The 26,668-nt window shown below is 72.0% G+C and carries 27 protein-coding genes and 1 riboswitch; of the genes, 15 read left to right on the forward strand and 12 right to left on the reverse strand.

Going from position 1 to position 26,668, the window contains the following annotated elements; all coding sequences use genetic code 11:
* Positions 1 to 39 precede the first annotated feature (39 nt).
* Together ACWGJ5_RS22935 and ACWGJ5_RS22940 are read left to right on the forward strand one after the other, a co-directional pair.
* Entirely contained in the window at positions 40 to 795 is a 756-nt protein-coding gene (locus ACWGJ5_RS22935; RefSeq protein WP_453311543.1) for an endonuclease/exonuclease/phosphatase family protein, read from the forward strand.
* 103 nt (positions 796 to 898) lie between these two features.
* A complete protein-coding gene (locus ACWGJ5_RS22940) occupies positions 899 to 2,263 on the forward strand; it encodes a serine hydrolase domain-containing protein (RefSeq protein ID WP_453311544.1) in 1,365 nt (454 codons plus the stop codon).
* Positions 2,264 to 2,313: 50 nt separating this feature from the next.
* Here the strand turns inward: ACWGJ5_RS22940 and ACWGJ5_RS22945 are convergent, their stop codons facing one another.
* Genes ACWGJ5_RS22945 through ACWGJ5_RS22955 form a run of 3 tightly spaced genes read right to left on the reverse strand, consistent with a single transcriptional unit; the run spans position 2,314 to position 4,388 of the window.
* Positions 2,314 to 3,006, reverse strand: coding sequence for a TetR/AcrR family transcriptional regulator (locus tag ACWGJ5_RS22945; RefSeq protein ID WP_453311545.1), 693 nt, complete (start codon positions 3,004 to 3,006; stop codon positions 2,314 to 2,316).
* A gap of 40 nt (positions 3,007 to 3,046) precedes the next feature.
* A complete protein-coding gene (locus tag ACWGJ5_RS22950) occupies positions 3,047 to 3,616 on the reverse strand; it encodes a hypothetical protein (protein ID WP_453311546.1) in 570 nt (189 codons plus the stop codon).
* Positions 3,609 to 4,388, reverse strand: a complete 780-nt coding sequence (locus ACWGJ5_RS22955; protein WP_453311547.1) for an alpha/beta hydrolase — start codon at positions 4,386 to 4,388, stop codon at positions 3,609 to 3,611. Before ACWGJ5_RS22955 ends, ACWGJ5_RS22950 begins: the two co-directional genes overlap by 8 nt.
* A 174-nt stretch (positions 4,389 to 4,562) precedes the next feature.
* Between ACWGJ5_RS22955 and ACWGJ5_RS22960 the strand changes: the two genes are divergently transcribed.
* The 4 genes from ACWGJ5_RS22960 (at position 4,563) to ACWGJ5_RS22975 (ending at position 8,368) form a co-directional block, all read left to right on the forward strand.
* Positions 4,563 to 5,303 (forward strand): lysophospholipid acyltransferase family protein, encoded by a 741-nt coding sequence (locus ACWGJ5_RS22960; RefSeq protein WP_453311548.1) that lies wholly within the window; start codon positions 4,563 to 4,565, stop codon positions 5,301 to 5,303.
* A 25-nt stretch (positions 5,304 to 5,328) separates the two neighbouring features.
* Positions 5,329 to 6,534 (forward strand): MacS family sensor histidine kinase, encoded by a 1,206-nt coding sequence (macS, locus tag ACWGJ5_RS22965; RefSeq protein WP_453311549.1) that lies wholly within the window; start codon positions 5,329 to 5,331, stop codon positions 6,532 to 6,534.
* Positions 6,531 to 7,208 carry a response regulator transcription factor gene (locus tag ACWGJ5_RS22970; RefSeq protein WP_351609962.1) on the forward strand — a complete coding sequence of 226 codons (678 nt, stop codon included), beginning with the start codon at positions 6,531 to 6,533 and terminating at the stop codon, positions 7,206 to 7,208. The genes macS and ACWGJ5_RS22970 overlap by 4 nt, the downstream gene beginning before the upstream one ends.
* 131 nt (positions 7,209 to 7,339) lie before the next feature.
* Positions 7,340 to 8,368: a 6-phosphofructokinase gene (locus ACWGJ5_RS22975; protein WP_453311550.1), complete on the forward strand. Its 1,029-nt coding sequence runs from the start codon at positions 7,340 to 7,342 to the stop codon at positions 8,366 to 8,368.
* A gap of 47 nt (positions 8,369 to 8,415) precedes the next feature.
* Here the strand turns inward: ACWGJ5_RS22975 and ACWGJ5_RS22980 are convergent, their stop codons facing one another.
* Positions 8,416 to 10,293, reverse strand: coding sequence for an anthranilate synthase family protein (locus tag ACWGJ5_RS22980; RefSeq protein ID WP_453311551.1), 1,878 nt, complete (start codon positions 10,291 to 10,293; stop codon positions 8,416 to 8,418).
* Between the two features lie 93 nt (positions 10,294 to 10,386).
* Entirely contained in the window at positions 10,387 to 10,443 is a 57-nt protein-coding gene (locus tag ACWGJ5_RS22985; protein ID WP_073894098.1) for a trp operon leader peptide, read from the reverse strand.
* Between the two features lie 107 nt (positions 10,444 to 10,550).
* Between ACWGJ5_RS22985 and ACWGJ5_RS22990 the strand changes: the two genes are divergently transcribed.
* A complete protein-coding gene (locus ACWGJ5_RS22990) occupies positions 10,551 to 11,903 on the forward strand; it encodes a class II 3-deoxy-7-phosphoheptulonate synthase (RefSeq protein ID WP_453311552.1) in 1,353 nt (450 codons plus the stop codon).
* 148 nt (positions 11,904 to 12,051) lie between these two features.
* Positions 12,052 to 12,276 carry a (2Fe-2S)-binding protein gene (locus tag ACWGJ5_RS22995; RefSeq protein WP_385314758.1) on the forward strand — a complete coding sequence of 75 codons (225 nt, stop codon included), beginning with the start codon at positions 12,052 to 12,054 and terminating at the stop codon, positions 12,274 to 12,276.
* On the opposite strand, the gene bfr is transcribed toward ACWGJ5_RS22995, so the two are convergent.
* A complete protein-coding gene (gene bfr, locus ACWGJ5_RS23000; RefSeq protein ID WP_453311553.1) occupies positions 12,273 to 12,752 on the reverse strand; it encodes a bacterioferritin in 480 nt (159 codons plus the stop codon). The genes ACWGJ5_RS22995 and bfr overlap by 4 nt on opposite strands.
* Positions 12,753 to 12,937: 185 nt before the next feature.
* Between bfr and ACWGJ5_RS23005 the strand changes: the two genes are divergently transcribed.
* Positions 12,938 to 13,570 (forward strand): sulfite oxidase-like oxidoreductase, encoded by a 633-nt coding sequence (locus tag ACWGJ5_RS23005; RefSeq protein ID WP_228622748.1) that lies wholly within the window; start codon positions 12,938 to 12,940, stop codon positions 13,568 to 13,570.
* 15 nt (positions 13,571 to 13,585) lie between these two features.
* Here ACWGJ5_RS23005 and ACWGJ5_RS23010 read toward each other — a convergent pair whose 3' ends face one another.
* The 5 genes from ACWGJ5_RS23010 to thiO form a co-directional block, all read right to left on the reverse strand.
* Complete coding sequence (locus ACWGJ5_RS23010) at positions 13,586 to 14,479, reverse strand: deoxyribonuclease IV (protein ID WP_453311554.1); 894 nt, start codon at positions 14,477 to 14,479, stop codon at positions 13,586 to 13,588.
* Positions 14,480 to 14,981: 502 nt separating this feature from the next.
* Positions 14,982 to 16,898 carry a Stk1 family PASTA domain-containing Ser/Thr kinase gene (pknB, locus tag ACWGJ5_RS23015; protein WP_453311555.1) on the reverse strand — a complete coding sequence of 639 codons (1,917 nt, stop codon included), beginning with the start codon at positions 16,896 to 16,898 and terminating at the stop codon, positions 14,982 to 14,984.
* A gap of 753 nt (positions 16,899 to 17,651) precedes the next feature.
* Positions 17,652 to 18,446, reverse strand: a complete 795-nt coding sequence (locus tag ACWGJ5_RS23020) for a thiazole synthase (protein WP_228622744.1) — start codon at positions 18,444 to 18,446, stop codon at positions 17,652 to 17,654.
* Between the two features lie 3 nt (positions 18,447 to 18,449).
* Positions 18,450 to 18,668, reverse strand: coding sequence for a sulfur carrier protein ThiS (thiS, locus tag ACWGJ5_RS23025; RefSeq protein ID WP_453311556.1), 219 nt, complete (start codon positions 18,666 to 18,668; stop codon positions 18,450 to 18,452).
* The gene (gene thiO, locus ACWGJ5_RS23030) at positions 18,665 to 19,837 is read right to left on the reverse strand and encodes a glycine oxidase ThiO (protein WP_453311557.1); all 1,173 of its coding nucleotides are present in this window, start codon (positions 19,835 to 19,837) and stop codon (positions 18,665 to 18,667) included. Before thiO ends, thiS begins: the two co-directional genes overlap by 4 nt.
* A riboswitch (TPP riboswitch) is annotated at positions 19,835 to 19,946 on the reverse strand. Its footprint overlaps the gene before it by 3 nt.
* Before the next feature lie 53 nt (positions 19,947 to 19,999).
* On the opposite strand from thiO, the gene ACWGJ5_RS23035 reads away from it, so the two are divergent.
* The 6 genes from ACWGJ5_RS23035 (at position 20,000) to ACWGJ5_RS23060 (ending at position 24,860) form a co-directional block, all read left to right on the forward strand.
* Positions 20,000 to 20,350 carry a hypothetical protein gene (locus ACWGJ5_RS23035; protein ID WP_453311558.1) on the forward strand — a complete coding sequence of 117 codons (351 nt, stop codon included), beginning with the start codon at positions 20,000 to 20,002 and terminating at the stop codon, positions 20,348 to 20,350.
* Positions 20,351 to 20,382: 32 nt separating this feature from the next.
* Complete coding sequence (locus tag ACWGJ5_RS23040) at positions 20,383 to 21,615, forward strand: NAD(P)/FAD-dependent oxidoreductase (RefSeq protein WP_453311559.1); 1,233 nt, start codon at positions 20,383 to 20,385, stop codon at positions 21,613 to 21,615.
* Between the two features lie 65 nt (positions 21,616 to 21,680).
* Positions 21,681 to 22,046 (forward strand): Rv2175c family DNA-binding protein, encoded by a 366-nt coding sequence (locus tag ACWGJ5_RS23045; protein ID WP_030742629.1) that lies wholly within the window; start codon positions 21,681 to 21,683, stop codon positions 22,044 to 22,046.
* A 96-nt stretch (positions 22,047 to 22,142) separates the two neighbouring features.
* The gene (gene thiE, locus ACWGJ5_RS23050) at positions 22,143 to 22,790 is read left to right on the forward strand and encodes a thiamine phosphate synthase (RefSeq protein ID WP_453311560.1); all 648 of its coding nucleotides are present in this window, start codon (positions 22,143 to 22,145) and stop codon (positions 22,788 to 22,790) included.
* A 145-nt stretch (positions 22,791 to 22,935) separates the two neighbouring features.
* Positions 22,936 to 23,859 carry a methylenetetrahydrofolate reductase [NAD(P)H] gene (gene metF, locus ACWGJ5_RS23055; protein WP_453311561.1) on the forward strand — a complete coding sequence of 308 codons (924 nt, stop codon included), beginning with the start codon at positions 22,936 to 22,938 and terminating at the stop codon, positions 23,857 to 23,859.
* Positions 23,860 to 23,915: 56 nt separating this feature from the next.
* Complete coding sequence (locus ACWGJ5_RS23060) at positions 23,916 to 24,860, forward strand: SCO2102 family sporulation regulator (RefSeq protein ID WP_453311562.1); 945 nt, start codon at positions 23,916 to 23,918, stop codon at positions 24,858 to 24,860.
* 47 nt (positions 24,861 to 24,907) lie between these two features.
* On the opposite strand, the gene ACWGJ5_RS23065 is transcribed toward ACWGJ5_RS23060, so the two are convergent.
* Positions 24,908 to 26,419, reverse strand: coding sequence for a phytoene desaturase family protein (locus tag ACWGJ5_RS23065; protein WP_453311563.1), 1,512 nt, complete (start codon positions 26,417 to 26,419; stop codon positions 24,908 to 24,910).
* Positions 26,420 to 26,668 lie beyond the last annotated feature (249 nt).

Below are 26,668 nucleotides of genomic sequence, written 5' to 3' on the forward strand. Positions count from 1 at the left end.
GGTCCCGGGACGGGCGGGCATCGTCGTATGTTGATCGGCATGGCGACCAGCACGCTGCTTCCCAACTCCCGTACCGAACCCGACGGTTCACCCCTCATCCGCGTTCTGAGCTACAACGTCCGCTCGATGCGCGACGACACCGACGCCCTTGCCAGGGTGATCACCGCCTGCGGCCCCGATGTGGTCCTGATCCAGGAAGCCCCCCGCTTCTTCCGCTGGCGCAAGAAGCTCGCCCGCCTCGCCGCGGCCTCCGGCCAGGTCATCCTCACCGGCGGAGCCACCGCGGCCGGCCCGGCGATCCTCTGCTCGCTCCGCGCCACCGTCGAGCGCACCGAGGACGTACTGCTGCCGCTCACCCCCGGACTCCACCGGCGCGGCTTCGCCACGGCCGTGGTCCGTATCGGCGCGGCCAGGCTGGGCGTGCTCAGCTGCCATCTGAGCCTGCAGAAGGACGAACGCCGCGCGCAGGCCGCCCTGCTCCTCGACCGCCTCGCCGGTCTGGGCGTGGAGCACGCCATCGCCGGCGGCGACCTCAACGAAGGCCCCGACGGCCCCGCCTTCCGCCTGCTCTCCGCGAGCCTCCAGGACTGCCGGGCCGTGGCCCCCTGGGGTGGTGCGGACACCTGGCCGCACAGCGAGCCCCCGCAGCGCATCGACGCCGTCTTCGCGACCAAGGGCATCGAGGTGCTCGGCTGCGGGGTGCCCCTCGACCAGCCGGGCGTCACCCGGGCCGACCTGACCGCCGCCACGGACCATCTCCCGGTCCTCGCGGCCCTGCGCGTACCGGTGGCGTGAGGTCTGCTTGAACTAAGTACAGGAAAGCTCTTGCGGGCCCCGCGAAGGGCGCTTACAGTGTCTCCTGTACTTAGTTCAAGTACCCACCAGGAGGGGGAACCTGATGTCCGGTGAGCGTGAATCGCTGGCCGCGTTCGTGGAGACCGCGGCGAAGGAGTTCGGGGTGCCGGGCGCCGCCGTGGCCGTACTGAACGGCGGCGAGGAGATCCATGTCGGCCACGGTGTGACGAACGTGGAACACCCCCTGGCGGTCGACGAGCACACGCTCTTCCACGTGGCCTCGGTCAGCAAGAGCTTCACGGCGACCGTGCTGATGCGCCTGGTCGAGCAGGGCAGGGTGGACCTCGACGCGCCGGTCCGCCGGTACGTGCCCGAGCTGCGCCTCGCCGACGAGCGGACCGCCGCCCGGATCACCGTGCTGAACCTGCTCAACCACACGGCGGGCCTGGACTGGAACCTGGTCGACGCCGACGAGGGCGACGGCTCGCTCGCCGCGTTCGTCGGACAGCTGGACCGATTGCCGCTGATCGGCGCGCCCGGCGCCCGCGCCTCCTACAGCCAGGCCGGATACAACCTGCTCGGCCGGGTGGTGGAGAACGTCACCGGCCTGCCGTTCGAGCAGGCGCTGACCGAACTGGTCCTGGAGCCGCTGGGCCTGTCCGACACCGTCTTCGACCTGGACGACGTCGTGGTTCGCCGCTTCGCCGTCGGTCACAACCGCGCCGAGGACGGCTCCCTCACCCTCGCCCGCCCCTGGAAGTCGCGGCGGGCCGGGCTGCGCGGCAACAACCCCGGCGGCGGTGTCGTCTCCTCGGCGAGCGATCTGCTGCGCTGGGCGCGGTTCCAGCTGGGCGACGGAGAGGGGGTGTCGGCCGCCGGGACGCTCGACCGCATGAAGGAGCCGACCGCCGAACTGCGGGGCAGCACGCTCGGCGACGCCTTCGGCATCGGCTGGTTCCTGCGGGACGTGGAGGGTGTGCGCACCGTCGGTCACGGGGGTTCGGGCAACGGGCAGTTCGCCGAGCTGCTGCTGGTGCCGGAGCGGGACTTCGCCGTCGTCTCGCTCGCCAACCTGGGCCCGGACGGCTACCAGTTCAACCAGGCGGTCCTGAAGCGGGCGCTGGAGCTGTTCCTCGGTGTGGTCGAGCGGGAGCCGGAGCCGCTGCCGTACGACGAGGAGCGGGCGCGGGAGGTCGCCGGGCGGTACGAGATCGACGCCCTGAATCTCGACATCGCCGTGGAGGGCGGCCGGCTCACGCTGGCGGTCGGCATCAAGCCGGAGATCCGCGCGGCGTCGGACGCGCAGATGCCGCCGGACCATCCGGCGGCGGGGATCGGCTTCCTGCCGGGGGACGAATACATCGTGGTGGAGGGTGGCCTGAAGGGGCAGCGGGGCTACTTCTCCCGCACGCAGGACGGCAGGGTGACCGGGGTCGACCTGGCCGGGCGCCTCTTCAGCCGGGTCTGACACCCCGTAGGCGCCGCGGCACCTCTCGGCGAGCAGCGCCCGTCGTTCGTTCAGGCAGTACCGGGCGCGGTGTCCGTACCGCCCGGCCGCAGCCCGTCGAGCAGCGCCCGCAACCCCGCCGCGTAGCTGCCGTCGGGCGCCTCCCCGTACTCCGTGGCCGCCGACGTCCCCAGCCGCTCCCGCAACCGCGGAAACGGCTCCGCCGCCTCCGCCGCCCTGGCCAGGGTCTCCGAGACCATCGCCTCGGCATCCTCCCCGGCCCGTCGCAGCCTCCGCGTCAGGGAGGCGGCGGCAGCGGCGCCGAGCGCGTTGCCCAGGACGTACGTCACCACCGCTCCGGCGGCCCGGTCCGCCTCCTGCGGTGTGAACCCCGCGGTCTCGAAGACGCCGAGGAGATGGTCGTCGTAACGGGCCTTGCCGGTGCCGTAGAGGAGATGGGAACCGATCGCCTGCACCAGCCACGGATGCCGTACGAGCATCGCGTGCAGCCGGTCGGCCATCACCGTGGCCGTGCCCCGCCAGTCGTCCGTGTCGAGCGCCGGCAGGTCGACCTCGTGCCACACCCGGTCCGCGGCGAGCAGTACGAGGTCGTCCTTGTTCTTCACATGCCAGTAGACGGCGGTCGCCGCGGCCCCCAGCAGCTTGCCCAGGCTGCGCATGTTGAGGCCTTCGAGGCCCTCGTCGTCCAGCAGTCGCACGGCCGTCCGGACGATCTGTTCCTGGGTGAGCGTGTCGCGCGGCATGGGCTCACCCTAGGTGAGCCCCGCGGCACTTGTACAAAGTTCAGACCACCGCGCCCCGCCCCGGGTCGTCGTCCTCCTCGTCCGTGCGCATCCGCATCACCAGCGTGGCGATGCCGCCGAGGAAGCCGCCGATGCCGAGGGTCGTCAGCCACCAGGTCATGTCCCAGCCGAGCAGCACCGCCAGCAGCAGCAGGATCGGCCCGCCGACGACGCCCAGCCAGGCGAACTTCGCGGTGGTGTCGGCCTCCGGCAGCGGCGGATCCGGCGGGACGAAGTGGCCCTCGTCGTCCGCGTCGAAGTCGTCCTCGGAGGGCTCGGGCGGGTCGTAGTCGCGCGGGCCGACCCCGGGCGCGAAGGAGACCGAGCTGCCCAGCGGCCGGACCGGCGCCTTGTCGGTGTCGCTCGTGGTGTCCTTCTCGGTGTCCTTCTCCGGCTCCGGCAGTGCCAGGTCCTCCACCGGCTTGAAGGGCCTGGCGCCCGGCGGGTCCGGCGGCTCCTCGCCGTACCCCGCGACGATGGCCCGCCAGGCGGCGTCCTCGTCGAAGGGCACCTTCTGCTCGTCCGGCTCGGGGCCCTCGCGGCCCTCGCGGTCGGACTCGTGCTCAGCCACCTGTGGCCGTCCCTTCCTTGCCGAGACTGGGTGCGAGCCGGCCCATGAAGGCGAGGCTCTCCTCGAAGATCCGGTCCGCATCCTGGTCCAACGTCGCCACGTGGTAGCTGTGTTCCAGCACGATCTCCGTCACGTCCGTGGACGACACCCGGCTCAGCACCCGGGCCGAGTCGGCCGCCGGCACGACATGGTCCTGGGCGCTGCGCAGCAGCAGCAACGGCTGGGTGACCTGGGGCAGCTCACCGTCCAGCCGGCGCAGGAACACCCGCAGCGAGTGCGCCGCGTGCAGCGGCACCCGGTCGTAGCCCAGCTCGGCCGCGCCCTCCTTGGCGATGTCGCTGGCGATGCCCTTCGTCGTCCGCACGAGATGCCGGGCCACCGGAAGGGCGTACGCCGACAGGCCGTGCACCCTGTTCGCCGGGTTGACGACCACCGCGCCCGTGACGCGCCCGCCGTGCCGGGCCGCCAGCCTGAGCGCCAGCGCGCCGCCCATCGACAGGCCCGCGACGAACACCTGGGAGCAACGCTCGGCGAGGAGGCGCAGCTCGCGGTCCACCGCCGCATACCAGTCCTGCCAGCCGGTGACCTGCATGTCCTCCCAACGGGTGCCGTGGCCGGGCAGCAGGGGGAGCGACACGGTCAGGCCGTGCGCCGCGTGGTGCTCCGCCCAGGGGCGCAGCGACTGGGGCGAGCCGGTGAAGCCGTGGCAGAGGAGGACCCCCACCTCCCCGCCCTCGTGGCGGTACGGCTCGGCTCCGGGGAGGACCGGCACCTTCGACGCTCCTGTTCCTGAAGAGAGCCCCCATCCGGTGACCGGTGGCGGCGTGAGGGAAACGTGCGGATGTGCTTCACCGTACGCGACGGCACTGACACCGACCAGGGCCGTCGGGGCCTTTGACGGTCCCGACGGGTTAAGGTCTGTTCGACGGAAACAGGAGGCACGCGGGTGTTGTACGGCACGATGAAGGTCGCCATCGGTGGGCCGCTGAAGGTCGCCTTCAGGCCCTGGGTGGAGGGACTGGAGAACATACCGGCCGAGGGGCCCGCCATCCTGGCGAGCAATCACCTGTCCTTCTCGGACTCGTTCTTCCTGCCCGCAATCCTGGACCGCAAGGTCACCTTCATCGCGAAGGCCGAGTACTTCACCACCCCCGGGGTGAAGGGCCGGCTGACCGCCGCCTTCTTCAAGGGCGTCGGACAGCTCCCGGTGGACCGCTCCGGGGCGCGCGGCGCCGGCGAGGCCGCGATCAAGAGCGGCATAGAGGTGCTGGAGCGCGGCGAGCTGTTCGGTATCTACCCCGAGGGCACCCGCTCGCCGGACGGCCGGCTGTACCGGGGCAAGCCCGGCGGCCTCGCGCGCGTGGCGCTCGCCACCGGCGCGCCGGTCATCCCGGTGGCGATGATCGACACCGAGAAGATCCAGCCGCCCGGCAAGGTGATGCCGAAGCTGATGCGGCCCGGCATCCGCATCGGCAAGCCGCTGGACTTCGGCCGCTACCACGGCATGGAGCACGACCGTTTCGTGCTGCGCGCCCTGACCGACGAGGTCATGTACGAGATCATGAAGCTGTCCGGCCAGGAGTACGTCGACATGTACGCGACGGCGGCCAAGCGGCAGATCGCGGAGGCGGCGAAGGCGGCCAAGGAAGCCGACAAGAAGGAAGCCGAGAAGAAGACAGAGGCTTGACGGAGGGCCGGGGGAACGGGGGGACATGCCCAGGCGCGAGCGCGTGATGAGGATGTCGGTCGAGCTGCCGCTGTGGCGCGCGCTCGCCGGCTACCGCGTCCTGACCATGCTGTACGCGATCGGCCTGGGCGCCACCAGGCACGACCTCTTCACGCGCCCCTGGGTCGCCGTCGGCTACTTCGCCGTCCTGTTCGTCTGGACCCTCGCCACCCTGCCGAGGGTGCGCAACGCGGCGAGCTGCACCAAGCGCTTCCTGGCCGTCGACCTGACCATCGCCCTCACCGGCGTACTGATCACCCCGCTCGCCGACAGCCACCAGCGGATCGCGGGCGGCCCCACGCTGCCGTCGATATGGACCGGCGGTGCGGTGCTGGCCTTCGCGATCAAGGGCGGCTGGCGCTGGGCCGCCACCGCCTCCACGCCGGTCGCGCTGGCCAACCTGGTCGAACGCGGCCATCCCGCCCGGGACACCGTGCACAGCCTGATCCTCGTCTGGGTGGCCTCGATCGCGATCGGCTACGTCGTGGAGGTCGCCCGCGCCTCCGAGCGCACCCTCGCCCGCGCCCTGGAGATAGAGGCCGCGACCCGGGAACGGGAGCGGCTGGCCCGGGACATCCACGACGGCGTGCTCCAGGTGCTGGCGATGGTGCAGCGGCGCGGCGCGGTCATCGGCGGCGAGGCGGCGGAGCTGGGGCGGCTCGCGGGGGAGCAGGAGGTGGCGCTGCGCACGCTGGTCTCCGGCGGTCTGCTGCCGGTCTCCCGGGTGTCGGAGGACGCCTCCGCGGGAGCCGTCGTGCGCGCGGTGGAGGAGCCCGACGACGACGGACCGGTCGACCTGCGCACCCTGCTGGCGCCCTACGCGGGTGCCCGGGTGAGCCTGGCCGAGCCCGGCGCGCCGGTCGAGCTGTCCCGGCCGGCCGCGCGGGAACTGGCCGCCGCGGTCGGCGCCGCCCTGGACAACGTGCGCGAGCACGCGGGCGAGCAGGCCCGGGCCTGGATCCTGGTCGAGGACGAGCCGGACGAGGTCCTCGTGACCGTCCGGGACGACGGCCCCGGCATCCCCGAGGGCCGGCTCGCCCAGGCCGAGGGGGAGGGCCGCCTCGGCGTGGCCCAGTCGATCCGCGGGCGGCTGCGCGACCTGGGCGGCAGCGCCGAATTCGTCTCCGTCCCCGGGCAGGGCACGGAAGTGGAACTGAAGGCACCGAAGAACGCGAAGGCGGGGCGTCGATGAGCGAGCAGCAGGACCCGATCAAGGTCATGGTGGTGGACGACCACCCCATGTGGCGCGACGCGGTCGCCCGGGACCTGACCGAGTCCGGCTTCCACGTGGTCGCCACTGCCGGAGACGGCGAGCAGGCGGTCCGCCGCGCCAAGGCCGCCGTCCCCCACGTCCTCGTGCTGGACCTCAACCTGCCCGCCAAGCCCGGCGTCCAGGTGTGCAAGGAACTGGTCGCCCACAACCCGGCGTTGCGCGTCCTCGTCCTGTCGGCGAGCGGTGAGCACGCCGACGTGCTGGAGGCGGTGAAGTCCGGCGCGACCGGCTATCTGCTGAAGTCGGCCTCCACCGAGGAGTTGCTGGACGCCGTGCGCCGTACCGCCGTCGGCGACCCGGTGTTCACGCCCGGCCTCGCCGGACTGGTCCTCGGCGAGTACCGCCGGCTGGCCGCCGAGCCCGCCCCGGCCCCGGAGGCCGACGAGCCCGGCGCGCCCCGGCTGACGGACCGGGAGACGGAGGTGCTGCGGCTGGTCGCCAAGGGCCTGAGCTACAAGCAGATCGCCGAACGCCTCGTCATCTCCCACCGCACGGTGCAGAACCATGTCCAGAACACCCTGGGCAAGCTGCAGTTGCACAACAGGGTCGAGCTGGTGCGGTACGCCATAGAGCGCGGACTGGACGACGAGTAGCGCCCGCCGACGAACAAGGTCGGGCTTCGAAGCCGTACACGCCGGAATCACCCTTCCCGCCTCTCCCGATGTGACGTGAATCACCATTAGCGTGACTCTCTGTCAGGGAACCGCGGTGAAGGGACTTTTCCATGCGGGTGGGAGTACTGACCGGAGGCGGCGACTGCCCCGGGCTCAACGCCGTCATCCGGGGCATCGTCCGCAAGGGCGTGCAGGAGTACGGCTATGACTTCGTCGGCTTCCGGGACGGCTGGCGAGGTCCCCTCGAGGGCGACACCGTCCGTCTCGACATCCCCGCGGTGCGCGGCATCCTGCCCCGCGGTGGCACCATCCTCGGCTCCTCGCGCACCAACCCCCTCAAGGCGGAGAACGGCATCCGCCGGATCAAGGACAACCTGGCCAAGCTGGACGTGCAGGCCCTCGTCGCGATCGGCGGCGAGGACACCCTGGGCGTGGCCGCGCGGCTGTCCGACGAGTACGGGGTGCCCTGCGTAGGGGTGCCCAAGACCATCGACAACGACCTGTCCGCCACCGACTACACCTTCGGCTTCGACACCGCGGTCAACATCGCCACCGAGGCCATCGACCGGCTGCACACCACCGCCGAGTCCCATATGCGGGTCCTGGTCGTGGAGGTGATGGGCCGGCACGCCGGCTGGATCGCCCTCCACTCCGGCCTGGCCGGTGGTGCCAACGTCATCCTCATCCCCGAGCAGCGCTTCGACGTCGACCAGGTCTGCGCCTGGGTGACCTCCCGCTTCCGGGCGTCGTACGCGCCGATCGTGGTCGTCGCCGAGGGCGCCATGCCGAAGGACGGCGACATGGTGCTCAAGGACGGGTCGCTGGACTCCTTCGGGCATGTGCGCCTGTCCGGAGTCGGCGAATGGCTGGCCAAGGAGATCGAGCGCCGCACCGGCAAGGAGGCCCGGACCACGGTCCTCGGCCACGTCCAGCGCGGCGGCACACCCAGCGCCTTCGACCGCTGGCTCGCCACCCGCTTCGGCCTGCACGCCATCGACTGCGTCCACGACGGCGACTTCGGCACGATGGTCGCCCTGCGCGCCACCGACATCGTCCGGGTCCCGATCTCGGAGGCCACCGCCAAGCTGAAGACGGTGAACCCGAAGCTGTACGAGGAGGTCGGGGTGTTCTTCGGCTGACACTCCGGTCCGGGCCCGGGGACCGAGCGGTCCCCGGGCCCGTCCGCTCACCCCGCCCTGCTCGCCCCGCGCAGCTGACCGACCAACTCCCGCACCACCGCGGCCCCGTTCAGGCTGAGGACCGACTCCGGGTGGAACTGCACGCCCGCGAAGCCCGGACCGCGCATCGCGTGGACCTCGTCGTTCGCCGCCCGGCTCACCTCGATGCCGTGCGCGGCCAGCTCCCGGGCCGTCTCCTCGTCGCAGCGGGCGACGAAGCTGTTGTAGAAGCCGACGGTCTCGGGCCGCCCGAACAGGTCGACCGCGGTCTGCGCCCCCTGGTACGGCACCTCCTTGCGGACGACGTCCAGCCCCAGCTCGGCCGCGATCAGCTCATGGCCCAGGCAGACGCCCAGCACCCCGTGCCGGTGCTCCCGGACCACGGTGGCGGTCAGCTCCCGCAGGAACCGCATCTTCGGGTCGGCGAGGTCCGCCGGGTCGCCCGGGCCGGGGCCGAGCACCACCGGCCCCTCGTGCGCGAGCACGGCCGCCCGCAGCCCGGGCTCGTCGTACCGCCGCACGGTCACCTCCAGGCCGCCCGAGCGCAGCACATGCGCCAGCATCGCCGTGAAGGTGTCCTCGCCGTCGACGACCAGGGCGTGGCCGGTCAGCTCCCGTGCCGGCTGCTGCATCCGCAGCCAGAACGGCGCGAGCGCGGCCCGCCGCCCGTCCAGCGCGGCCCGCACCCGCGGGTCGTCGGCCAGCCGGGGCCGCTCGCGCTCCTCGCGCGGCCGGGACGGCCGTACGCCGAGGGCCGCCAGCACCCCCGCCGCCTTCGCGTGTGTCTCCGCGACCTCGCCCGCCGGGTCCGAGCCGCGCACCAGGGTCGCTCCGACCGGCACGCGCAACTGTCCCCGGGAGGAGATGTCGGCGGTGCGGATCAGGATGGGGGAGTCCAGGGTCTGCGCGCCCCCGGAGTCCCGGCCGAGCAGCGCCAGCGCGCCCGCGTAGTAGCCGCGCCCGACACCGTCCCGCCCGAGGGGTTCGTAGCGCTCGATGACCCGGCAGGCGTTCTGCACCGGCGAGCCGGTCACCGTCGCCGCGAACATGGTCTCCTTCAGCACCTCCCGCGCATCCAGGGAGGACTTGCCGCGCAGCTCGTACTCGGTGTGCGCGAGGTGCGCCATCTCCTTCAGCCGCGGCCCGACGACCACCCCGCCCATGTCGCCGACGGTGCACATCATCTTCAGTTCCTCGTCGACCACCATCGACAGCTCCTCGATCTCCTTGCCGTCGGCGAGGAAGGAGAGGAGATGCTCCGGGGTCGGGCCCTCGGCGGGATAGCGGTAGGTCCCGCTGATCGGGTTCATGACGACCGTGCCGCCGGACATCCGCACGTGCACCTCGGGGCTGGCCCCGACCAGCGTCCGTTCGCCGGTGTGCACGACGAACGTCCAGTACGCGCCCCGCTCGCCCTCCAGCAGCCGCCGGAACAGCGCGAGCGCGTCGGCGCGGCCGAACCCCGGGATGTCGCCCTCGTACGTGCGCCGGATCACGAAGTTCGCGCCCTCGCCCCGGCCGATCTCCTCCGCCAGCACGCGTCCGACGATCTCGCCGTACTCCTCGTCGCCGACGTCGAAGCCGCCCCCCTCGACCCGCACCTCGTGCGCCGGGAGCTGCGCCAGCGCCACGTCGAGCGGGAGCTCGTACGACTCCTCGGGGGTCAGCACCAGCAGCGGGGTGCCGTCGTCGCGGACGTCGAAGCCGCGCTCGCGGATCTGCCGGAACGGGACGAGTGCGAGCCCCTCGTCGGGGAGATCGGCGAGCCGGTCGCAGCAGTTCACCGGGCCGAGCAGCACCTCCACCGGGTGCTCGTCGCGGCCCGGGGTGCTGCGGCGGAGCAGGGCGAAGGGGCGGTCGTCGTGCAGGAGCTGTGCCAGGTCCATGGGTCCTCTTCCGTCGATGTCGGTGAGGAACGACCCCGGACACGCCGAAGGCCGCCCCTCGGGCGGCCTTCGCGAAGTCTTGCGTACGCGCGATCAGTGGGCCGCCGGAGAAGCGGTCCACCACCAGTTCTGGATCGAAAGCGCGAACACGGCCCAAACACTACCGCACCCGTCCCCCGGTCCACAGGACAACCGTCGCGTCTCACCCTTCGAGCCAGAAGATGGGGCATGCGACGCGACCCCGTAATGTTTACGAGGTGACCGTGAACGCTAAGACCAGCCCGAGCGCTGGCAACACCTGGCGAAACCTGCCCGCGGCGCAGCAGCCCGAGTACCCCGACCCCGAGGCTCTGCGCGCAGCGATCGCGGACCTCGAGTCGTATCCGCCGCTCGTCTTCGCGGGCGAGTGCGACCAGCTGCGCGCCCGGATGGCGGCCGTCGCCAAGGGAGAGGCGTTCCTCCTCCAGGGCGGCGACTGCGCCGAGGCCTTCGACGCGGTGTCCGCGGACCACATCCGCAACAAGCTGAAGACGCTGCTCCAGATGGGTGCCGTCCTCACCTACGCGGCCGCCGTGCCCGTGGTGAAGGTCGGCCGCATCGCCGGGCAGTACTCCAAGCCCCGCTCCAAGCCGACCGAGACCCGCGACGGCGTGACGCTCCCGGTGTACCGGGGCGACTCCGTCAACGGCTTCGAGTTCACCGAGGCGTCCCGCATCCCGGACCCCGAGCGTCTCAAGCGGATGTACCACGCGTCGGCGTCCACGCTGAACCTGGTGCGCGCCTTCACCACCGGCGGTTACGCGGACCTGCGCCAGGTGCACGCCTGGAACCAGGACTTCGTGAAGACCTCGCCGTCGGGCCAGCGCTACGAGCAGCTCGCCCGCGAGATCGACAGCGCGCTGAACTTCATGCGGGCCTGCGGTACGGACCCGGAGGAGTTCAAGACCGTCGAGCTGTACTCCTCGCACGAGGCGCTGCTGCTGGACTACGAGTCCGCCCTCACCCGGGTCGACTCGCGCACCGGCAAGCTGTACGACGTCTCCGCGCACATGGTGTGGATCGGTGAGCGCACCCGGCAGCTGGACCACGCGCACATCGAGTTCGCCTCGCAGATCCGCAACCCGCTCGGCATCAAGCTCGGCCCGACCACGACGGCCGAGGACGCACTGAAGTACATCGACCGCCTCGACCCCGACCGGGAGCCGGGCCGGCTGACCTTCATCGTCCGGATGGGCGCCGACAAGATCCGCGACAAGCTCCCCGAGCTGGTGGAGAAGGTCACGGCGTCCGGCGCGACGGTGGCCTGGGTGACCGACCCGATGCACGGCAACACCTTCGAGGCGGCCTCCGGGCACAAGACCCGCCGCTTCGACGACGTGCTCGACGAGGTCAAGGGCTTCTTCGAGGTCCACAAGGGGCTCGGCACCCACCCGGGCGGCATCCACGTGGAGCTGACCGGCGACGACGTCACCGAGTGCGTGGGCGGCGGCGACGAGATCTTCGTCGACGACCTGCACCAGCGCTACGAGACGGCCTGCGACCCGCGGCTGAACCGCAGCCAGTCGCTGGACCTGGCGTTCCTGGTCGCGGAGATGTACCGGGACCAGTAGGACCTGTGGGCGATCTGGGGCGCGGATCACATCCGATCCGCGCCCTTGCCCACTTTTGCAGGCCCGGTGAGGCGGGTAAGGTTAGGTTTGCCTCACCGATAACGGGGATGGCAGTCAAGAGAGCGACCCCGCCGGGAGGTGAATCCGCGTGTACGTCTGCAGCTGCTTCGGCATCACCGAGGCCCAGGTCAAGCAGCACGCGGAGGACGGTGCCTGCACCCCCCGCCAGATAGCCTCCGCCTGCAAGGCGGGCACGGACTGCGGCTCCTGCGTCCGCCGGATCCAGGCCCTCCTCGGCCGCGGCGCCTGCCCCCGGCGTGAACTGGCCGACCAGGGCAAGCCGGTCCTCTCCGAGTTCCCGGAAGCCGCCTAGCTCTCCGGCTGCTCGATGACCTGGGAGATGTAGAGCGCCTCGCCCAGCTTCTCCACCAGGTCCAGCTGGGTGTCGAGGTAGTCGATGTGGTGCTCCTCGTCGGCGAGGATGTCCTCGAAGATGTTGGCGGACGTGATGTCGCCCTTCTCGCGCATCACCTTGATGCCCCGGCGCAGCCGGTCGATCGCCTCGACCTCGATCTGCCGGTCGGCCTCGAACATCTCCTTCACGGTCTGCCCGACGCGCACGTGGAACAGCCGCTGGTAGTTCGGCAGCCCCTCCAGGAACAGGATCCGGTCGGTGAGCACCTCGGCGTGCTTCATCTCGTCGAACGACTCGTGCCGTGTGTACTTGGCGAGCTTGTACCACCCGTTGTTCTCCTGCATCTTCGCGTGCAGGAAGTACTGGTTGATCGCCGTCAGCTCGCCGGTGAGCTGCTCGTTGAGGAACTCGATGACCTCGGGGTCGCCCTGCATCGCAGCGGCTCCTTCCACACGGGGAACACGGGGGTGTGCGGCCGCATGATTGCACCGGCGACGAAGATCGTCCAGTAAGTGGGTACTTAGTAAGTAAGTGCTTGCTTGATGTGAATTGTCCGGTCCGTGGGCTCATGGTCGGCTCATGGTCAAGGGCACTGCCCGGGGTCTGTCAGGATGGATACATGGGTCATCCGGTGGAGCGAGAGTCTGGAGCAACGGCAGGGTCCGAGCTTCCGCCGGGTCAGCGTCTCCAGCGTGGCTGGCCGGTCACGCACTACGGCCCCGTACCGAAGTTCCGCCCCGAGCGCTGGGAGTTCCGGGTCTTCGGCGCCACCGCCGACGGTGACAAGCACCTGTGGAACCACGAGGAGTTCACGGCCCTGCCGTACACCACCGTCGTGGCCGATCTGCACTGTGTGACCAAGTTCAGCATGGTCGGCGCGGAGTGGGGCGGCATCCCCGCCCGTACCATCCTCGAGCTGGCCCCGCCGGCGCCGGACGTCACCCATGTGATGGTCTGGGCCGAGTACGGCTTCAGCTCCAATCTCCGCCTGTCGGACTTCGCCTCCGCCCGCACGATCTTCGCCACCCACAAGGACGGCGAACTGCTCACCGCCGAGCACGGCTTCCCCGTCCGCCTGATCGTGCCCCACCTGTACGCCTGGAAGGGCCCGAAGTGGGTCCGCGGCGTCGAGTACATGACCGCCGACCGCCGCGGCTTCTGGGAGGAACGCGGCTACCACAACATCGGCGACCCGTGGAAGGAACAGCGGTACTCCTATCAGGAGCAACCGGGGGAGGGGCCGGAGCTGTGAACCGGCCGGGCGCTGTCAGCCGTCCCTGAGCTTCTTCAGTCGTTCCACGTCCGCCGCGTGTCCCGCCCTGCCGCCGGGTGTCTCGATGATCAGCGGTACGCCCTCGGTCGCCGGGTGGGTCATCAGGGCCCGGAACGGGTCCTCGCCGATGTGGCCGGCGCCGATGTTCTCGTGGCGGTCCTTGTGGGCGCCGACGACGTCCTTGGAGTCGTTGGCGTGGATCAGCTTCAGGCGGCCCTCGCCGACCGTGTCCACGAGCAGGTCCAGGGTCTGGTGCATGCCGCTCGGGCCGGTCAGGTCGTGGCCGGCGGCGAAGATGTGGCAGGTGTCCAGGCAGACCCCGAGCCTGGGGTGCGCGTCCAGCGCCTCGAAGTACGGGCCGAAGTCCCAGGTGCGGGAACACAGGGAAGCACCCTGCCCGGCCGTCGACTCCAGGAGCAGAAACGGGTCGTCGTCGTGCGTCAGCTCGTCCAGCAGCGGCAGCATGTGCGCGCGCACCTGCTTCAGCGCCACCTCACGGGCCCGCCCGCCGGTCGCGCTCCCGGTGTGCACGACCACACCCAGCGCACCGATCTCCCGCCCGCGCCGCAGGGAGTGCCGCAGCGACTCCACCGACCGCTCCACCGTCGCCTCGGTGTGCGAGCCGAAGTTGATCAGGTAGGGGGCATGGACGTACGCCGGGATCGACTCCTCGGCGCAGGCGGCGCGAAAGGCCTCGTCCTGCCGGGGGTTCCCGGCGGGCGTGGCCCAGCCGCGCGGATTGGCCACGAAGACCTGCACGGTCTCCGCCCGCAGCTCACGGGCGTACGACAGCCCCACGGAGTGCAGGCCGCCGGCCACGGGGACATGGCCGCCGACGGGGTTGCGCGCAAGGGCGGCCGGGAGCGAGGGGGAAGATGGTGAGGTCATGGCTCACCCAGCATGCCAGGACGTGTGGAGACGCCCCCGTTCAGGGTACGACTGCACCGGCGCACCTGCGCGGACGCCAGGACAGGGTGGACATGGGGGACGTCGTCCGCTTCTCGCTGCCGGACGGGGGCAGGGGCCTCTTCGAGCCGGTCGAGAGGACGTCTCCGGCCTGGAGGAGATCTCGGTCAACGGCGGCACGGCCGTCAGGCGTGCCCGGGAGGGCCTCGGCGAGGCGCTCGACGGTGGCCGGCGGATGGCCGGTCCTGGTCAGGGCGACCGGTGAGGCCCACCTGGTCGTCCGGGCCGTGCGGGAGAAGCAGCGGGGCCCGGCGCGGCCGCGGCCGAGGTGCCCGGATCCGACGCAGCGTGCGTGCGGCCTTCTCCCGCAGTCGGGGGATACGCTCGCCATGGCAGCGGCCTCGGCGGGGGCGGGCGGAGGGGGTAACGGACCGTCATCGGCGGCCGGTTGACACTGGTGCCGATGAGTCCGAAGGTGCCCCGGTCACCGGATGGTGATCGTGATGGTCGCCCCCTTGGGCGCCTTGTCGCCGCCCTGCACCGACTGCTTCTTCACGGTGTCGCCGAACAGCCCGAGCAGGCCGCGGTCCTCCTCCACCTTGAACCCGGCGCCCTCCAGCGCCTTGTGGGCGTCGTCGACGCTGTCGCCGACCACGTCCGGCACGTCGACCATCTCCGGGCCCTTGGACAGCGTCAGCGTCACCGTGTCGCCCTCGGCGGCCTGGCTGCCGTCGCCCGGGGACTGCTGGGCCACCTTGCCCTTGTCGTACTCGGAGTTGACCTGCTGGGACGCGATCTTCACCTTCAGCCCGGCGTCCGTCAGCTCCTGCCTGGCGTCGGCCGGATCGTCACCGGTCACGTCCGGCACGTCGACCGGGCGGCCCTTGCTGACGGTCAGCGCGATCGCCGACCCGGCGTGCCGCTCGGTGCCGACCTTCGGTGTGGTGGCGATCACCGAACCCCGGGCGACGTCCTCGCTGAACTCTCGCGTGACCATGCCCGGTTCCAGCCCGTCCGCCTTCAGCCGGGCCCGCGCCTCGGCCAGGGGACGGCCCGCGATGTCCGGCACCTTCACCGTCTCCGGGCCCAGGGAGATGGTCAGCGTCACCGAGTCGTGGTCGCGGATCCGGGCGCCGGGCGCCGGGTCGGTGCCGATGACTGTGCCCCGCTGGACGGTGTCGTTGTACTCGCGCTTGACCTGCCCGACCTCCAGCCCGGCCGACTCCAGCCGGTGCCGGGCCTGCGCCTCGGTCTTCGACAGCAGCGGAGGGACCTTCGTGAACTGGCCGGAGTTGATGTACCAGACCCCGGCGCCCACGCCGAACACCACCAGCACGGCGGCGACGATCGTCAGCACCAGCCGCTTCGAGCGGCGGGGCGGAACCGGCGGCGCCTGCAGCCGGGTGGTGTGCCGTACGGCTCCCTCGGCCGACTCCTCCTCGTTGACGGGCAGCGGCCGGGGCACGGTCAGCGAGCGCGGTATCACGCTCGTACGGTCGCCGGCGTTGTCGTGCTCCGCGGCGATCGCCTGCGGCGGCACCGCGTCCAGCTGCTCGTCGCTCAGCCCGCGGCGCGCCTCGCGCACCTGGGCGAGCAGTGCCACGGCGTCGTACGGCCGGATCTCCGGGGTGCGCGCGGTCGCCGAGGCGACCAGCTCGTCCAGCTCGTACGGCAGCCCCGGCACCAGCGTCGAGGGCGGCGGCACGTCCTCGTGGATGTGCTTGTAGAGGACCTGGGCGGGGGAGTCCCCGGAGTGCGGCTTGCCGCCGGTCAGCATCTCGTAGAGCACGACACCGCACGCGTAGACGTCGACGCGCGGATCGGCGGTGCCCGTCTCTATCTGCTCGGGCGCGAGATACGAGACGGTCCCGAGCACGGTGCCGGTGGTGCTGGTCTGGGTGTCCACGGACCGCACGAGCCCGAAGTCGGCGACCTTGACCCGACCGTCGTCGCCTATCAGTACGTTCTCGGGCTTCATGTCCCGGTGCACGAACCCGGCCCGGTGCGCGGCGCCGAGCGCGGCGAGGACGGGTTCGAGGATGTCCAGGGCCGCGCGGGGCTGCAGCGCCCCGCGCTCGCGCAGCACGTCCCGCAGGGTGCACCCGGCGACGTACTCCATCGCCAGGTACACGTACGACCCGTCGGTCCCCTGGTCGAAGACCTGCACCACGTTCGGGTGCGCCAGCCGGGCGACGGACTTCGCCTCCCGTATGAACCGCTCCACGAACGATCCGTCGGCCGCGAGCGTGGGGTGCATCACCTTCAGCGCGAGCACACGGTCCAGACGGGTGTCCAGGGCCCGGTAGACCGTGGCCATCCCGCCGACCGCGATCCGCGCGTCGACGCGATAACGGCCGTCGAGCACCTGCCCGACGAGGGGGTCCTGAAGGGTCGTATCCACGCAGGGGAGTCTACGAGGACGTACCGACACTTCCCCCGCCGAGACCGCTTTCCCCCAGGCACTGAAGCCGACCTGTGACGCGACACACGACCCCACCCCACGATCCCCGGCCCAATGACGGCGCTGGCGTTCCGCTGCCGCCGCCCGGACCGCCCGCTGCCGCCCGCAACCACCCGTGCAGTTCGCCGACCGCCCCGGACCCGTGTCGCCCGCCCGCGCCTCCATGACTCGCGGCGGTTGACGGCGAAGACGTTCCGCCGGCCGCTCCCTGCAATCCCGTGCCGGTCGCCCGCGCCCCCGGACCCGCGTCGACGGCGCGCGTTCCGCTCGCAGCGCCCTACGACCCGTGCCGGTCGCCCGCGTGCCCACGCTCCGTGCCGACAGCCGGCGCTCCCACACCCGACGGCCCACGCGACCGCCGGCGCCTCGCACGGCCCACGCGACAGCTGACGCTCCCCCGACTCCGTGCCGACAGCCGGCGCCCCGCGCCCGACGGCCCCACGCGACCGCCGGCGCCTCCCGCGGCCCACGCGACCGCAGACGCTCCCACGCCCCACGCGGCAGCTGACGCTCCCACGATCCGTGCCGGCAGCCGGTGCCCCGCGCCCCACGTCCTGCCGATCGCTGTCGCGCCCCCTCCCCGCGACCCGCGGCCGCCGATGGTGAATGCGCCCCACGGGAAAGTCCAGCCCTCCAGTGGGCGGTGACGGGTGGTGCGTGGGTGGGAGTGCGGTGGGTGGCTGCAGCGACGGGTCAGAACGCGGGGCGCTCGGGATCCAGCACGGCCAGGCCCTCCGCAGGAGACGACGCCTCGGCGAAGTGCCTGCGTGGAATCCGCCCCGCCAACCGAGCCAGCCGACCCCCCTCCACGGCATGCCGCATCGCCGCCGCCATGAGCTCCGGCTCCTGCGCCCGGGTCACGGCGGAGGCCAGCATCACTCCCGCACACCCCAGCTCCATGGCCAGCGCGACGTCGGACGCCGTACCGGCCCCCGCATCCAGAATCACCGGCACACGCGCGTGCTCGACGATCAGCTGGAAGTTGTGGGGGTTGCGGATCCCCAGCCCGGACCCGATCGGCGACCCCAGCGGCATGACGGCGGCACAGCCCACGTCCTCCAGCTTCCGCGCCAGCACAGGATCGTCATTGGTGTACGGCAGCACCGTGAACCCGTCGTCGACCAGCGTCTCCGCCGCCTCCAGCAGCTCCACCGGATCCGGCAGCAGCGTCCGCTCGTCGGCGATGACCTCCAGCTTGATCAGATCCGTGCCCAGCGCCTCCCGCGCCAGCCGCGCGGTCAGCACGGCCTCGCCCGCAGTGAAACAGCCCGCCGTGTTCGGCAGCACCCGGATGCCCAGCTTCTCCAGCACCGACAGCACCGAACCGTGCACGGAGGGGTCCACCCGCCGCATCGCGACCGTCGTCAGCTCCGTACCGGAGGCGACGAGCGCCCGCTCCAGCACCTCCAGGCTGGGCGCACCGCCCGTCCCCATGATCAGCCGCGACGAGAAGGTCGTACCCCCGAGAACCAAGGGATCGTCGGCCATGGCTCAGCCCCCCTGCACGGCGGTGAGGACTTCGACCCGGTCGCCCTCGGACAGCGCCGTGGTCGCCCACTGCGCGCGCGGGACGACGGTCTCGTTGACGGCGGCGGCCACCCCGGAGGGCGCCGACACCAGCGACCGTACGACGTCGTCGAGAGCGGTACCCGGAACGATCTCCCGGCGCTCTCCGTTGACGGAGACGGACACAGTGGCGGAGATGCTCATGTGGGCTGCTCCATGAGGACGGCGGCGTCGAAGCGCCGCGGTGTGAAGGGACGGGCTTCTTCGGGGAGCCGGCCACTGGCCAGTACCTCGGCCATCGCATCCCCGGTGACCGGCGTGAGCAGCACGCCGTTGCGGTAGTGCCCGGTGGCCAGCACCAGCCCGTCGAGCCCGGACGGGCCGAGCAGCGGCGCGTTGTCGGGGGAGCCGGGGCGCAGCCCGGCCCGGGTCTCGGTGAGCGGCAGTTCGGTGATGCCCGGCACCAGCTCATGGGCGTCGCGCAGCAGCTCGTACACCCCGCCGGCGGTGACCGTCGTGTCCCAGCCCAGTTCCTCGCTGGTCGCGCCGACGACGAGTTCGCCGTTCTCCCGGGGCACCAGATACACGTGGCCGCCGCGCACGATGGCCCGCACGGTACGGCTCAGGAAGGGCGCGTACCGGCGCGGCACCGTCAGCCGCAGCACCTGCCCCTTGACCGGCCGTACCGGCGGCAGCAGCGCCTCCGGCACGCCCGCGAGCCGCCCGCTCATGCTGCCGGCCGCGAGCACGACCTGCTCCGCGCGCAGCCCGGTGCCGTCCGCGAGCGTGACCCCGGCGGCCCGGTCCCGTACGACGTCCAGCCGCTCGGCCCACGTGCGGTGGAACACCACGCCGGCCCGTTCGCACGCGGCCACCAGGGCCGCTGCCAGCCGCCGCGGGTCGATCTGGTGGTCGCCGTCGACCCGCAGCCCGCCGCGCACCCCGGGCGCCAGCATCGGCTCCAGTCGCCGGCACTCCCGCCCGGACAGCCACTCCGACTCCAGGCCGCAGCGCCGCTGCAACGCGTGCAGTTCGCGCAGGTGCGCACGGTCGTCGGCGTCGAGCGCGACCTGGAGGGTGCCGCAGCGGCGGTAGCCGAGGTCATGGCCGGTCAGCTCGGTCAGCTCGGCCGCGAAGTCCGGGTAACGGCGGGCCGATTCCAGGTTCAGGGCGAGCAGCTGCACCTCGCCGTAGTGCAGTTCGGTGACCGCGGCCAGCATCCCGGCTGCGACCCGCGCCGCCCCGCCGCCGGGCTCGGGGTCCACCACGGCGGTCACGAGCCCGCGCTGCGCCGCGCGCCAGGCCGTGACCAGGCCGATGATTCCGCCCCCGATGACGAGGACGTCGGATGTATCGGACGTACGTGACGACATGGGCGTCCAGCCCCTCCCTTCGCCGGCATGACCCGGATCAGGTTCGTACGGTCGGAGGCCGCCAGCCTCCCTCTCAGCCCGGTGCGTCCGGGCTCCCGCGAGTGCTTGTACGGTGGCCACCCTAGCCCGCCCCCCTCGTCACCCGTAAGGGAGCCCTCGCCCGTGGCCCGGTCGCTCGACGGACTGATCCTCGCCCCCGTGGCGGACCAAGCCCCAGGTCAGGTGGGCACCCGCACCCGGTTCGCGTACCACGAGAAGGATGGCGAGATCTGGGCGGAGTACGCGGGCGGCGATGTCGTACGCGGCCATCTGGTCGGCACCCGCGAGGGTGACCGGCTGGACTTCCGCTATGTCCAGCTGAAGACCGACGGGACGACGTCCTCGGGGCACTGTGTCTCCACGGTCGTACAGCTGCCGGACGGGCGGGTGCGGCTGGAGGAGACCTGGGAGTGGGAGTCCCGGGCGGGCGCCGGTACGAGCGTTGTGGAACAGGTCACCGGGCACGCCCGCTGACTGACGCGTTGTCACGTGTCTATGGTGATCGGGTGAGCGAGCAGACAGCGCAAGGGGGCACGTCGGCGAGGCGGCGCGTGGTCGTGGTCGGCGCGGGCATGGCCGGTGTGCAGACCGCGGTCGCGTTGCGGGAGCAGGGCTACAAGGGCCCCGTCACCGTGATCGGCGCGGAGCCGCACCAGCCGTACGACCGGCCGCCGCTGTCGAAGGCCGTGCTGCTCGGCAAGGCCGAGGACTCCGCCTTCGACGTGGACTTCGAGTCCCTCGGCGTCGAGCTGCGGCTCGGCTGCGAGGTGCTGGGCCTGCGCCCCGCCCAGCGTGAACTGGACACCGAGGCGGGCCCGGTGCCGTACGACGTCCTGGTCCTCGCCACCGGTGCCGAGCCGATCACCCTGCCGGGCACCGAGGGGGTGCCCGGCGTGCATCTGCTGCGCACCCTGGACGACGCCGAACGGCTCAAGCCGGTCCTCGCCCGCCAGCACGAGATCGTGGTCGTCGGGGCCGGCTGGATCGGCGCCGAGTTCGCCACCGCCGCCCGCGAGGCCGGCTGTGCGGTGACCGTCGTGGAGGCCGCCGACCGGCCGCTCGCCGGCGCCCTGCCCGCCGAGGTCGCCGCACCCATGGCCGTCTGGTACGCCGACGCGGGCGTCGAACTGCGCACGCACGCGCGCGTGGAGCGCGTCGAGCCCGGAGAGGTCGTCCTCGCCGACGGCACCCGGCTGCCCGCGGGGGCCGTCGTCGTCGGCATCGGAGCCCGCCCCGCCACGGCCTGGCTGGCCGGCTCCGGCGTCGAGCTGGGCCCGCACGGGGACGTCCTCGTCGACGACCGTCTGCGCACCTCGGTCGAGGACGTGTACGCCGTCGGCGACTGTGCCTCCTTCCCCTCCGCCCGCTACGGCGAGCGGCTGCTCGTGCACCACTGGGACAACGCCCTGCAGGGCCCGCGCACGGTGGCCGCGAACGTCCTCGGCGAGACCCCGGCGGTCTACGACCCGGTGCCGTACTTCTGGTCCGAGCAGTTCGGCCGCTTCGTGCAGTACGCCGGCCACCACGTCGCCGCCGACCGTCTGGTGCGGCGCGGCGACCCGACGGGCCCTGCCTGGACGGTGTGCTGGCTGCGCGAGGACCACCTGGTGGCCCTCCTGGCGGTCGGCCGCCCGCGTGATCTGGCGCAGGGGCGCCGGCTGATCGAGGCGGGCCGCCGCATGGACACGCAGGCCCTGGCCGACCCCTCGAAGCCCCTGAAGGACGCCACGGCCGACTAGCCTGGTCTTCCCGGCCGGACCTGCCTGACTTCCGACTGTCAGTGGGGGATGGCAGGCTTGTTCTCGTGACCGAGATTGACGCAAAAATCGATGCTCTCGTCCCCGCCTGGCTCACCCTCCCCGACATCGCCGAACAGCTCGGCGTCGAGGTGACGCGCGTGCGGCAGCTGGTCAAGGAGGGCCAGCTCATCGCCGTACGCCGAGGTGAGAACCGCGCACTGCACGTCCCCGCCGCCTTCATCGACGGGGACAAGGTCGTCAAGGGCCTGTCCGGCACCCTGACGCTCCTGCGGGACGACGGCTTCACGGACGAAGAGATGATCGAGTGGCTCTTCACCCCCGACCCGACCCTGCCCGGCACCCCTGCACAGGCCCTGAGCGAGAATCGCGGCACGGAGGTGAAGCGCCGCGCCCAGGCGCTCGCCGTCTGAACCGAATCGCACACGAAGGGGTGGTGTGCGGGCCGTCGTAGCCCGTACGCCACCCGCCGAAGCCGTCAGGGACACCGACCCAGGGGGGACCCACGTATGTCCGACACCGCACGCGCCGCGCTCGCCGAGGCCCGCCTGTACCTGTGCACGGACGCGCGCACGCGCCAGGGTGACCTCCCCGAGTTCCTGGACGCGGTCCTGGCCGGCGGTGTCGACATCGTGCAGCTGCGCGACAAGGGCATGGAGGCCGCCGAGGAGCTGGCGCATCTGGAGGTCTTCGCGGAGGCCTGCGCCCGGCACGGCAAGCTCCTCGCGGTGAACGACCGCGCGGACGTCGCCCACGCCGCCCGCGCCGATGTGCTGCACCTCGGCCAGGGCGACCTGCCGGTCCCCGCGGCCCGCGCCGTCCTCGGCCCCGAGGTGTTGATCGGCCGCTCCACGCACGCCGAGTCCGAGGCCGCCGCGGCCGCAGTGCAGGAGGGCGTGGACTACTTCTGCACCGGCCCCTGCTGGCCCACCCCGACCAAGCCCGGCCGCCATGCGCCCGGCCTCGACCTGGTCCGGTACACGGCCGGCCTGGGCACCGACCGCCCCTGGTTCGCGATCGGCGGGATCGACCTCGCCAACCTCGACCAGGTGCTGGACGCGGGTGCCCGCCGGGTGGTCGTGGTGCGCGCGATCACCGAGGCCGACGACCCGGGGGCGGCCGCGGCCGAGTTCGCGAAGCGGCTGCGGCAGGGCTAGCGGCGCCGGCGGGGAGCCCCTGCCCCCTGTCTCGGCTCGTGCTTCTGTCCGTGTTTTTGTCCAAGGCGTGGACAGGAGGGCGACAATTCGGGCAAATGTCCGTCGTCCGGTTGGGGGACCGCCCGCCCCTGGCTAACCTGCCCGTATGGCCCTCGGAACCCCCTCCACCAGGACTGATCGCGCACGCACCGTGCGCGACATGCTCTCCACCGGCAAGGCGACGTACTCGTTCGAGTTCTACGCGCCGAAGACCCCTCAGGGCGAGCGGAACCTGTGGAACGCGCTCAGGAGGGTCGAGGCCGTCGCGCCCGACTTCGTCTCCGTCACCTACGGCGCCGGCGGTTCCACGCGCACGACCACGGTCCGCGAGACGCAGCAGATCGTCGTGGACACGACGCTCACACCCGTCGCCCACCTCACCGCGGTCGACCACTCGATCGCCGAACTGCGGAACATCATCGGCCAGTATGCGGACGCCGGGATCCGCAACATGCTCGCCGTCCGGGGCGACCCGCCCGGCGACCCGATGGGCGAATGGGTGCCGCACCCCCGGGGACTGACGTACGCGGCCGAGCTCGTCCGGCTCATCAAGGAGTCGGGTGACTTCTGCGTGGGCGTCGCCGCCTTCCCGGAGATGCACCCCCGCTCCGCGGACTGGGACACGGACGTCGCCCACTTCGTGGACAAGTGCCGTGCGGGCGCGGACTACGCCATCACACAGATGTTCTTCCACCCGGAGTCGTATCTGCGGCTGCGCGACCGCGTGGTGGCCGCGGGCTGCGAGACGCCCGTCATTCCCGAGGTTCTGCCGGTCACGAGCGTAAAGATGCTGCAACGGCTGCCCAAGCTCAGCACCGCCCTGTTCCCCGACGCCCTGAAAGAGCGGATCCTCACAGCGAAGGACGATCCGGCGGCGGTACGCTCCATCGGTATCGAGTTCGCCACGGAGTTCTGTGCTCGGCTGCTCGCCGAGGGAGTGCCCGGACTGCACTTCATCACGCTCAACAACTCCACGGCGACCCTGGAAATCTACGAGAACCTGGGCCTGCACCACCCACCGCAGGCCTAGACCGGCCGCACCGTGATACGACACACTGCGTAGCGGTTACTGGGAGAGGGGCGTACATGGGCTGGACGGTCCTCTACATCGCGTTCGGCATCGTCGCACTGTGGTTGCTGGGCGAGGTGCTGCTGCAGTACAAGGCGCGCCTGCGCTGGCGGCTGCTGGCGTTCGCCGGCTTCCTCGGAGTCGTGGTCGGCGTGCTGATGCCGTCCGTGATCGTGATCGGCGTCGGCGCCATCGCCTTCGCGGTCGGCCAGACCTATGTCACGCTGTCGTTCCGCCGCGGCTTCGCCGCCGGCTGGGCGGTCAAGCGCCCCGACGCCGGGGCCGAGGCCGCGAGCGGCAGCAAGCGCCGCCGCGGCAAGGCCGACTGGCACGACCCGGCCCTGGACGACACCGACCTCGGGCCCGTCGGCCCGGAGGACGACCGGGACGCCGACCCCGCCGGCTACGGCCAGGGGCCGGGCGACTACGACGACTACGACCGCGACGACGTCTTCGCCCCGTCCGGCCGTCCGGCCGCGGAGCCCACCGCGGCCGAGACCAGCACCGTCTATGAGCCGCAGCCCATCCCCGAGGACACCGGCTCCTACGGCGTCTACGGCGACACCGCCTACGCGGCCGCGGCCCAGTCCCAGAACGCCGAGCAGCAGAACTACGCCTACGACTACTCGGGCTACGCCCAGCAGGGGTACGGCTACGACGCCGGCGCCCAGCAGGGCTACGCCAACTACTCCGACCCGTACATCGGCAGCCAGTCCTACGGCGACGCCACGTACGGCACCGGCTACTCCGGCCAGTACGCCCAGCAGGGCTATGCCCAGGCCCCGTACGGCGGTGGCTACGGCGAGACCCCATCGGGCGGGGTGTGGGTGCCCCAGCAGCGCACCGACGAGACCTACGGCGGCGAACTCCCGCAGGAGCAGCCGTACCCGTACCAGAACCAGGGGCACGGGCAGGCCCCGCAGCAGCCCGGTGCCGGGTACGACGAGCAGTACCGTTTCTGAAGCCGTATCGCTTCTGAGGCGTACCGTTTGCGAAGGCCGGGCTCGGCTCACTGGGAGCCGCGGAACTCCGGGCCCTCCACGATCAGCCCCGCCACCAGCGCGCCCGACATGCCCGCGTGCGGCAGCCCGCCGCCGGGGTGGGACCAGCCGCCGACCCGGTACAGACCGGGCAGCCGTGTGGTGTTCGACGGGTGCAGGAAACGGCCCCGGCCGGCGGCCAGTGAGGGGGCCGGCACCGCGCCGAGGAAGGCACCCGTCTCGTCGTCGGAGTTGTCGGGTGTGCGCACCTCCTGCCACAGGACGCGGTCCCGCAGATCCGGTATCGCGGCCTCCGCGGCTTCGAGGAGATGCTCGGTGTAGTGCCGGACCATGCTCTCCTCGTCCCAGTCGGCGGCGCTCGGCACCACCGCGGACAGCACCACGGACTCGTGCCCGTCGTCCGGTCTGAGCGCGGGGTCGTCCGGGCGCAGCACGGTCACCGTGGGCGGTGGCGGCTGGTCCCCGTCCGCCGAGGCCAGGAAGTCCAGCTCGGACTCCGGGTCCGGCGCGTGGACGACCGTGCGGTGTGCGGCACCGGCCTCGCGCCCGCCGCGCAGGGCCAGCAGCAGGACGAACCGCCCCGGACGGGTCATGAAGGGATCGGCCCGCACATCCCCGTTCTCGTCCAGCGGACGGTCCGTCAGCGCCTTCAGCCACGCCGGGTCCACGTCCGCCACGACATGGTCCGCCTCGGCCACCGTGCCGTCTCTCAACTCCACGCCCGAGGCCCGGCCGTCCTTGTCCAGGATGCGCATGACCTCCGCGTCGAAGACGAACTCGACCCGCCGCTTCAGACATCGCTCGTAGACCGCACGCGCCAACTCCCTTGTGCCGCCGCGCACATACCACGTGCCGAAGGCGTGCTCCATGTAGGGCAGGACGGCCGCGCTCGCCGGAGCGGTGCGCGGATCGAGGCCGTGGGCGAGCGCGGAACTGTGCAGCAGGGCGGCGAGCCGCTCGTCGCACAGCTCCCAGGTGCCGATCTCGGCCGGCGTGCTCGCGCGCCGCGTGCGCAGCAGACGCTTGTGCGGGACGGCCGGATACGGCTCCTTCTCGGCCAGCACCCGCCAGTTGGGCCACAGCGGCTCCTCCAGCAGCGGCCTGCGGGTGCGGTCCCAGGCCTCCCGGGCCCGCACCAGGAACTCGCCCCAGCGCTCGCCCGCGCCTGCGCCCAGCGCCTCGTCCAGGGCCGCGACCACACCCGCGCGCGAGGCGTTCGGCAGCGACACCTCGGTGCCGTCCGCGAAGAGGTGCCGCGAGGACGGATCGACCTGGACCAGCTCGACGCAGTCCTCCAGCGGCTCCTTGCCGGTCTTGACGAACAGATCGCGGTACACGGCGGGCAGCGTCAGCAGTCCCGGGCCGGTGTCGAAGCCGAACCCGTCCCGCTCGAAGCGGCGCACCGCACCGCCGTACGTGTCCGTGCGCTCGTACACCACCACCCGGTGGCCCGCGACGGCCAGCCGGGCGGCGGCCGCCATCGCGCCCATCCCGGCGCCGATCACCGCAATCCGTGCCATGCCTGTGACTTTATCGACCGCCACTGACAACCCGCCCCGCGGGAGGCCGGGGCGCCCGCGAGGCCGGCCGGAAGTGTGGGCACGCGTGCGCACGGCTGAGTATCCGTACCTAGGTCGCGAGATGAGTACGCGCACGGATGGGCCGCGGCCTCGGCGAACGGGACAGTGGAGGCACGGCAAGGGGGCGCGGCCCGGCACCGCCGACACGGGGCGGCGGAACGGCGCCCGCCACCCGGCCGCTCCTTCCGC

Source organism: Streptomyces sp. NPDC054783 (genome assembly GCF_053611725.1).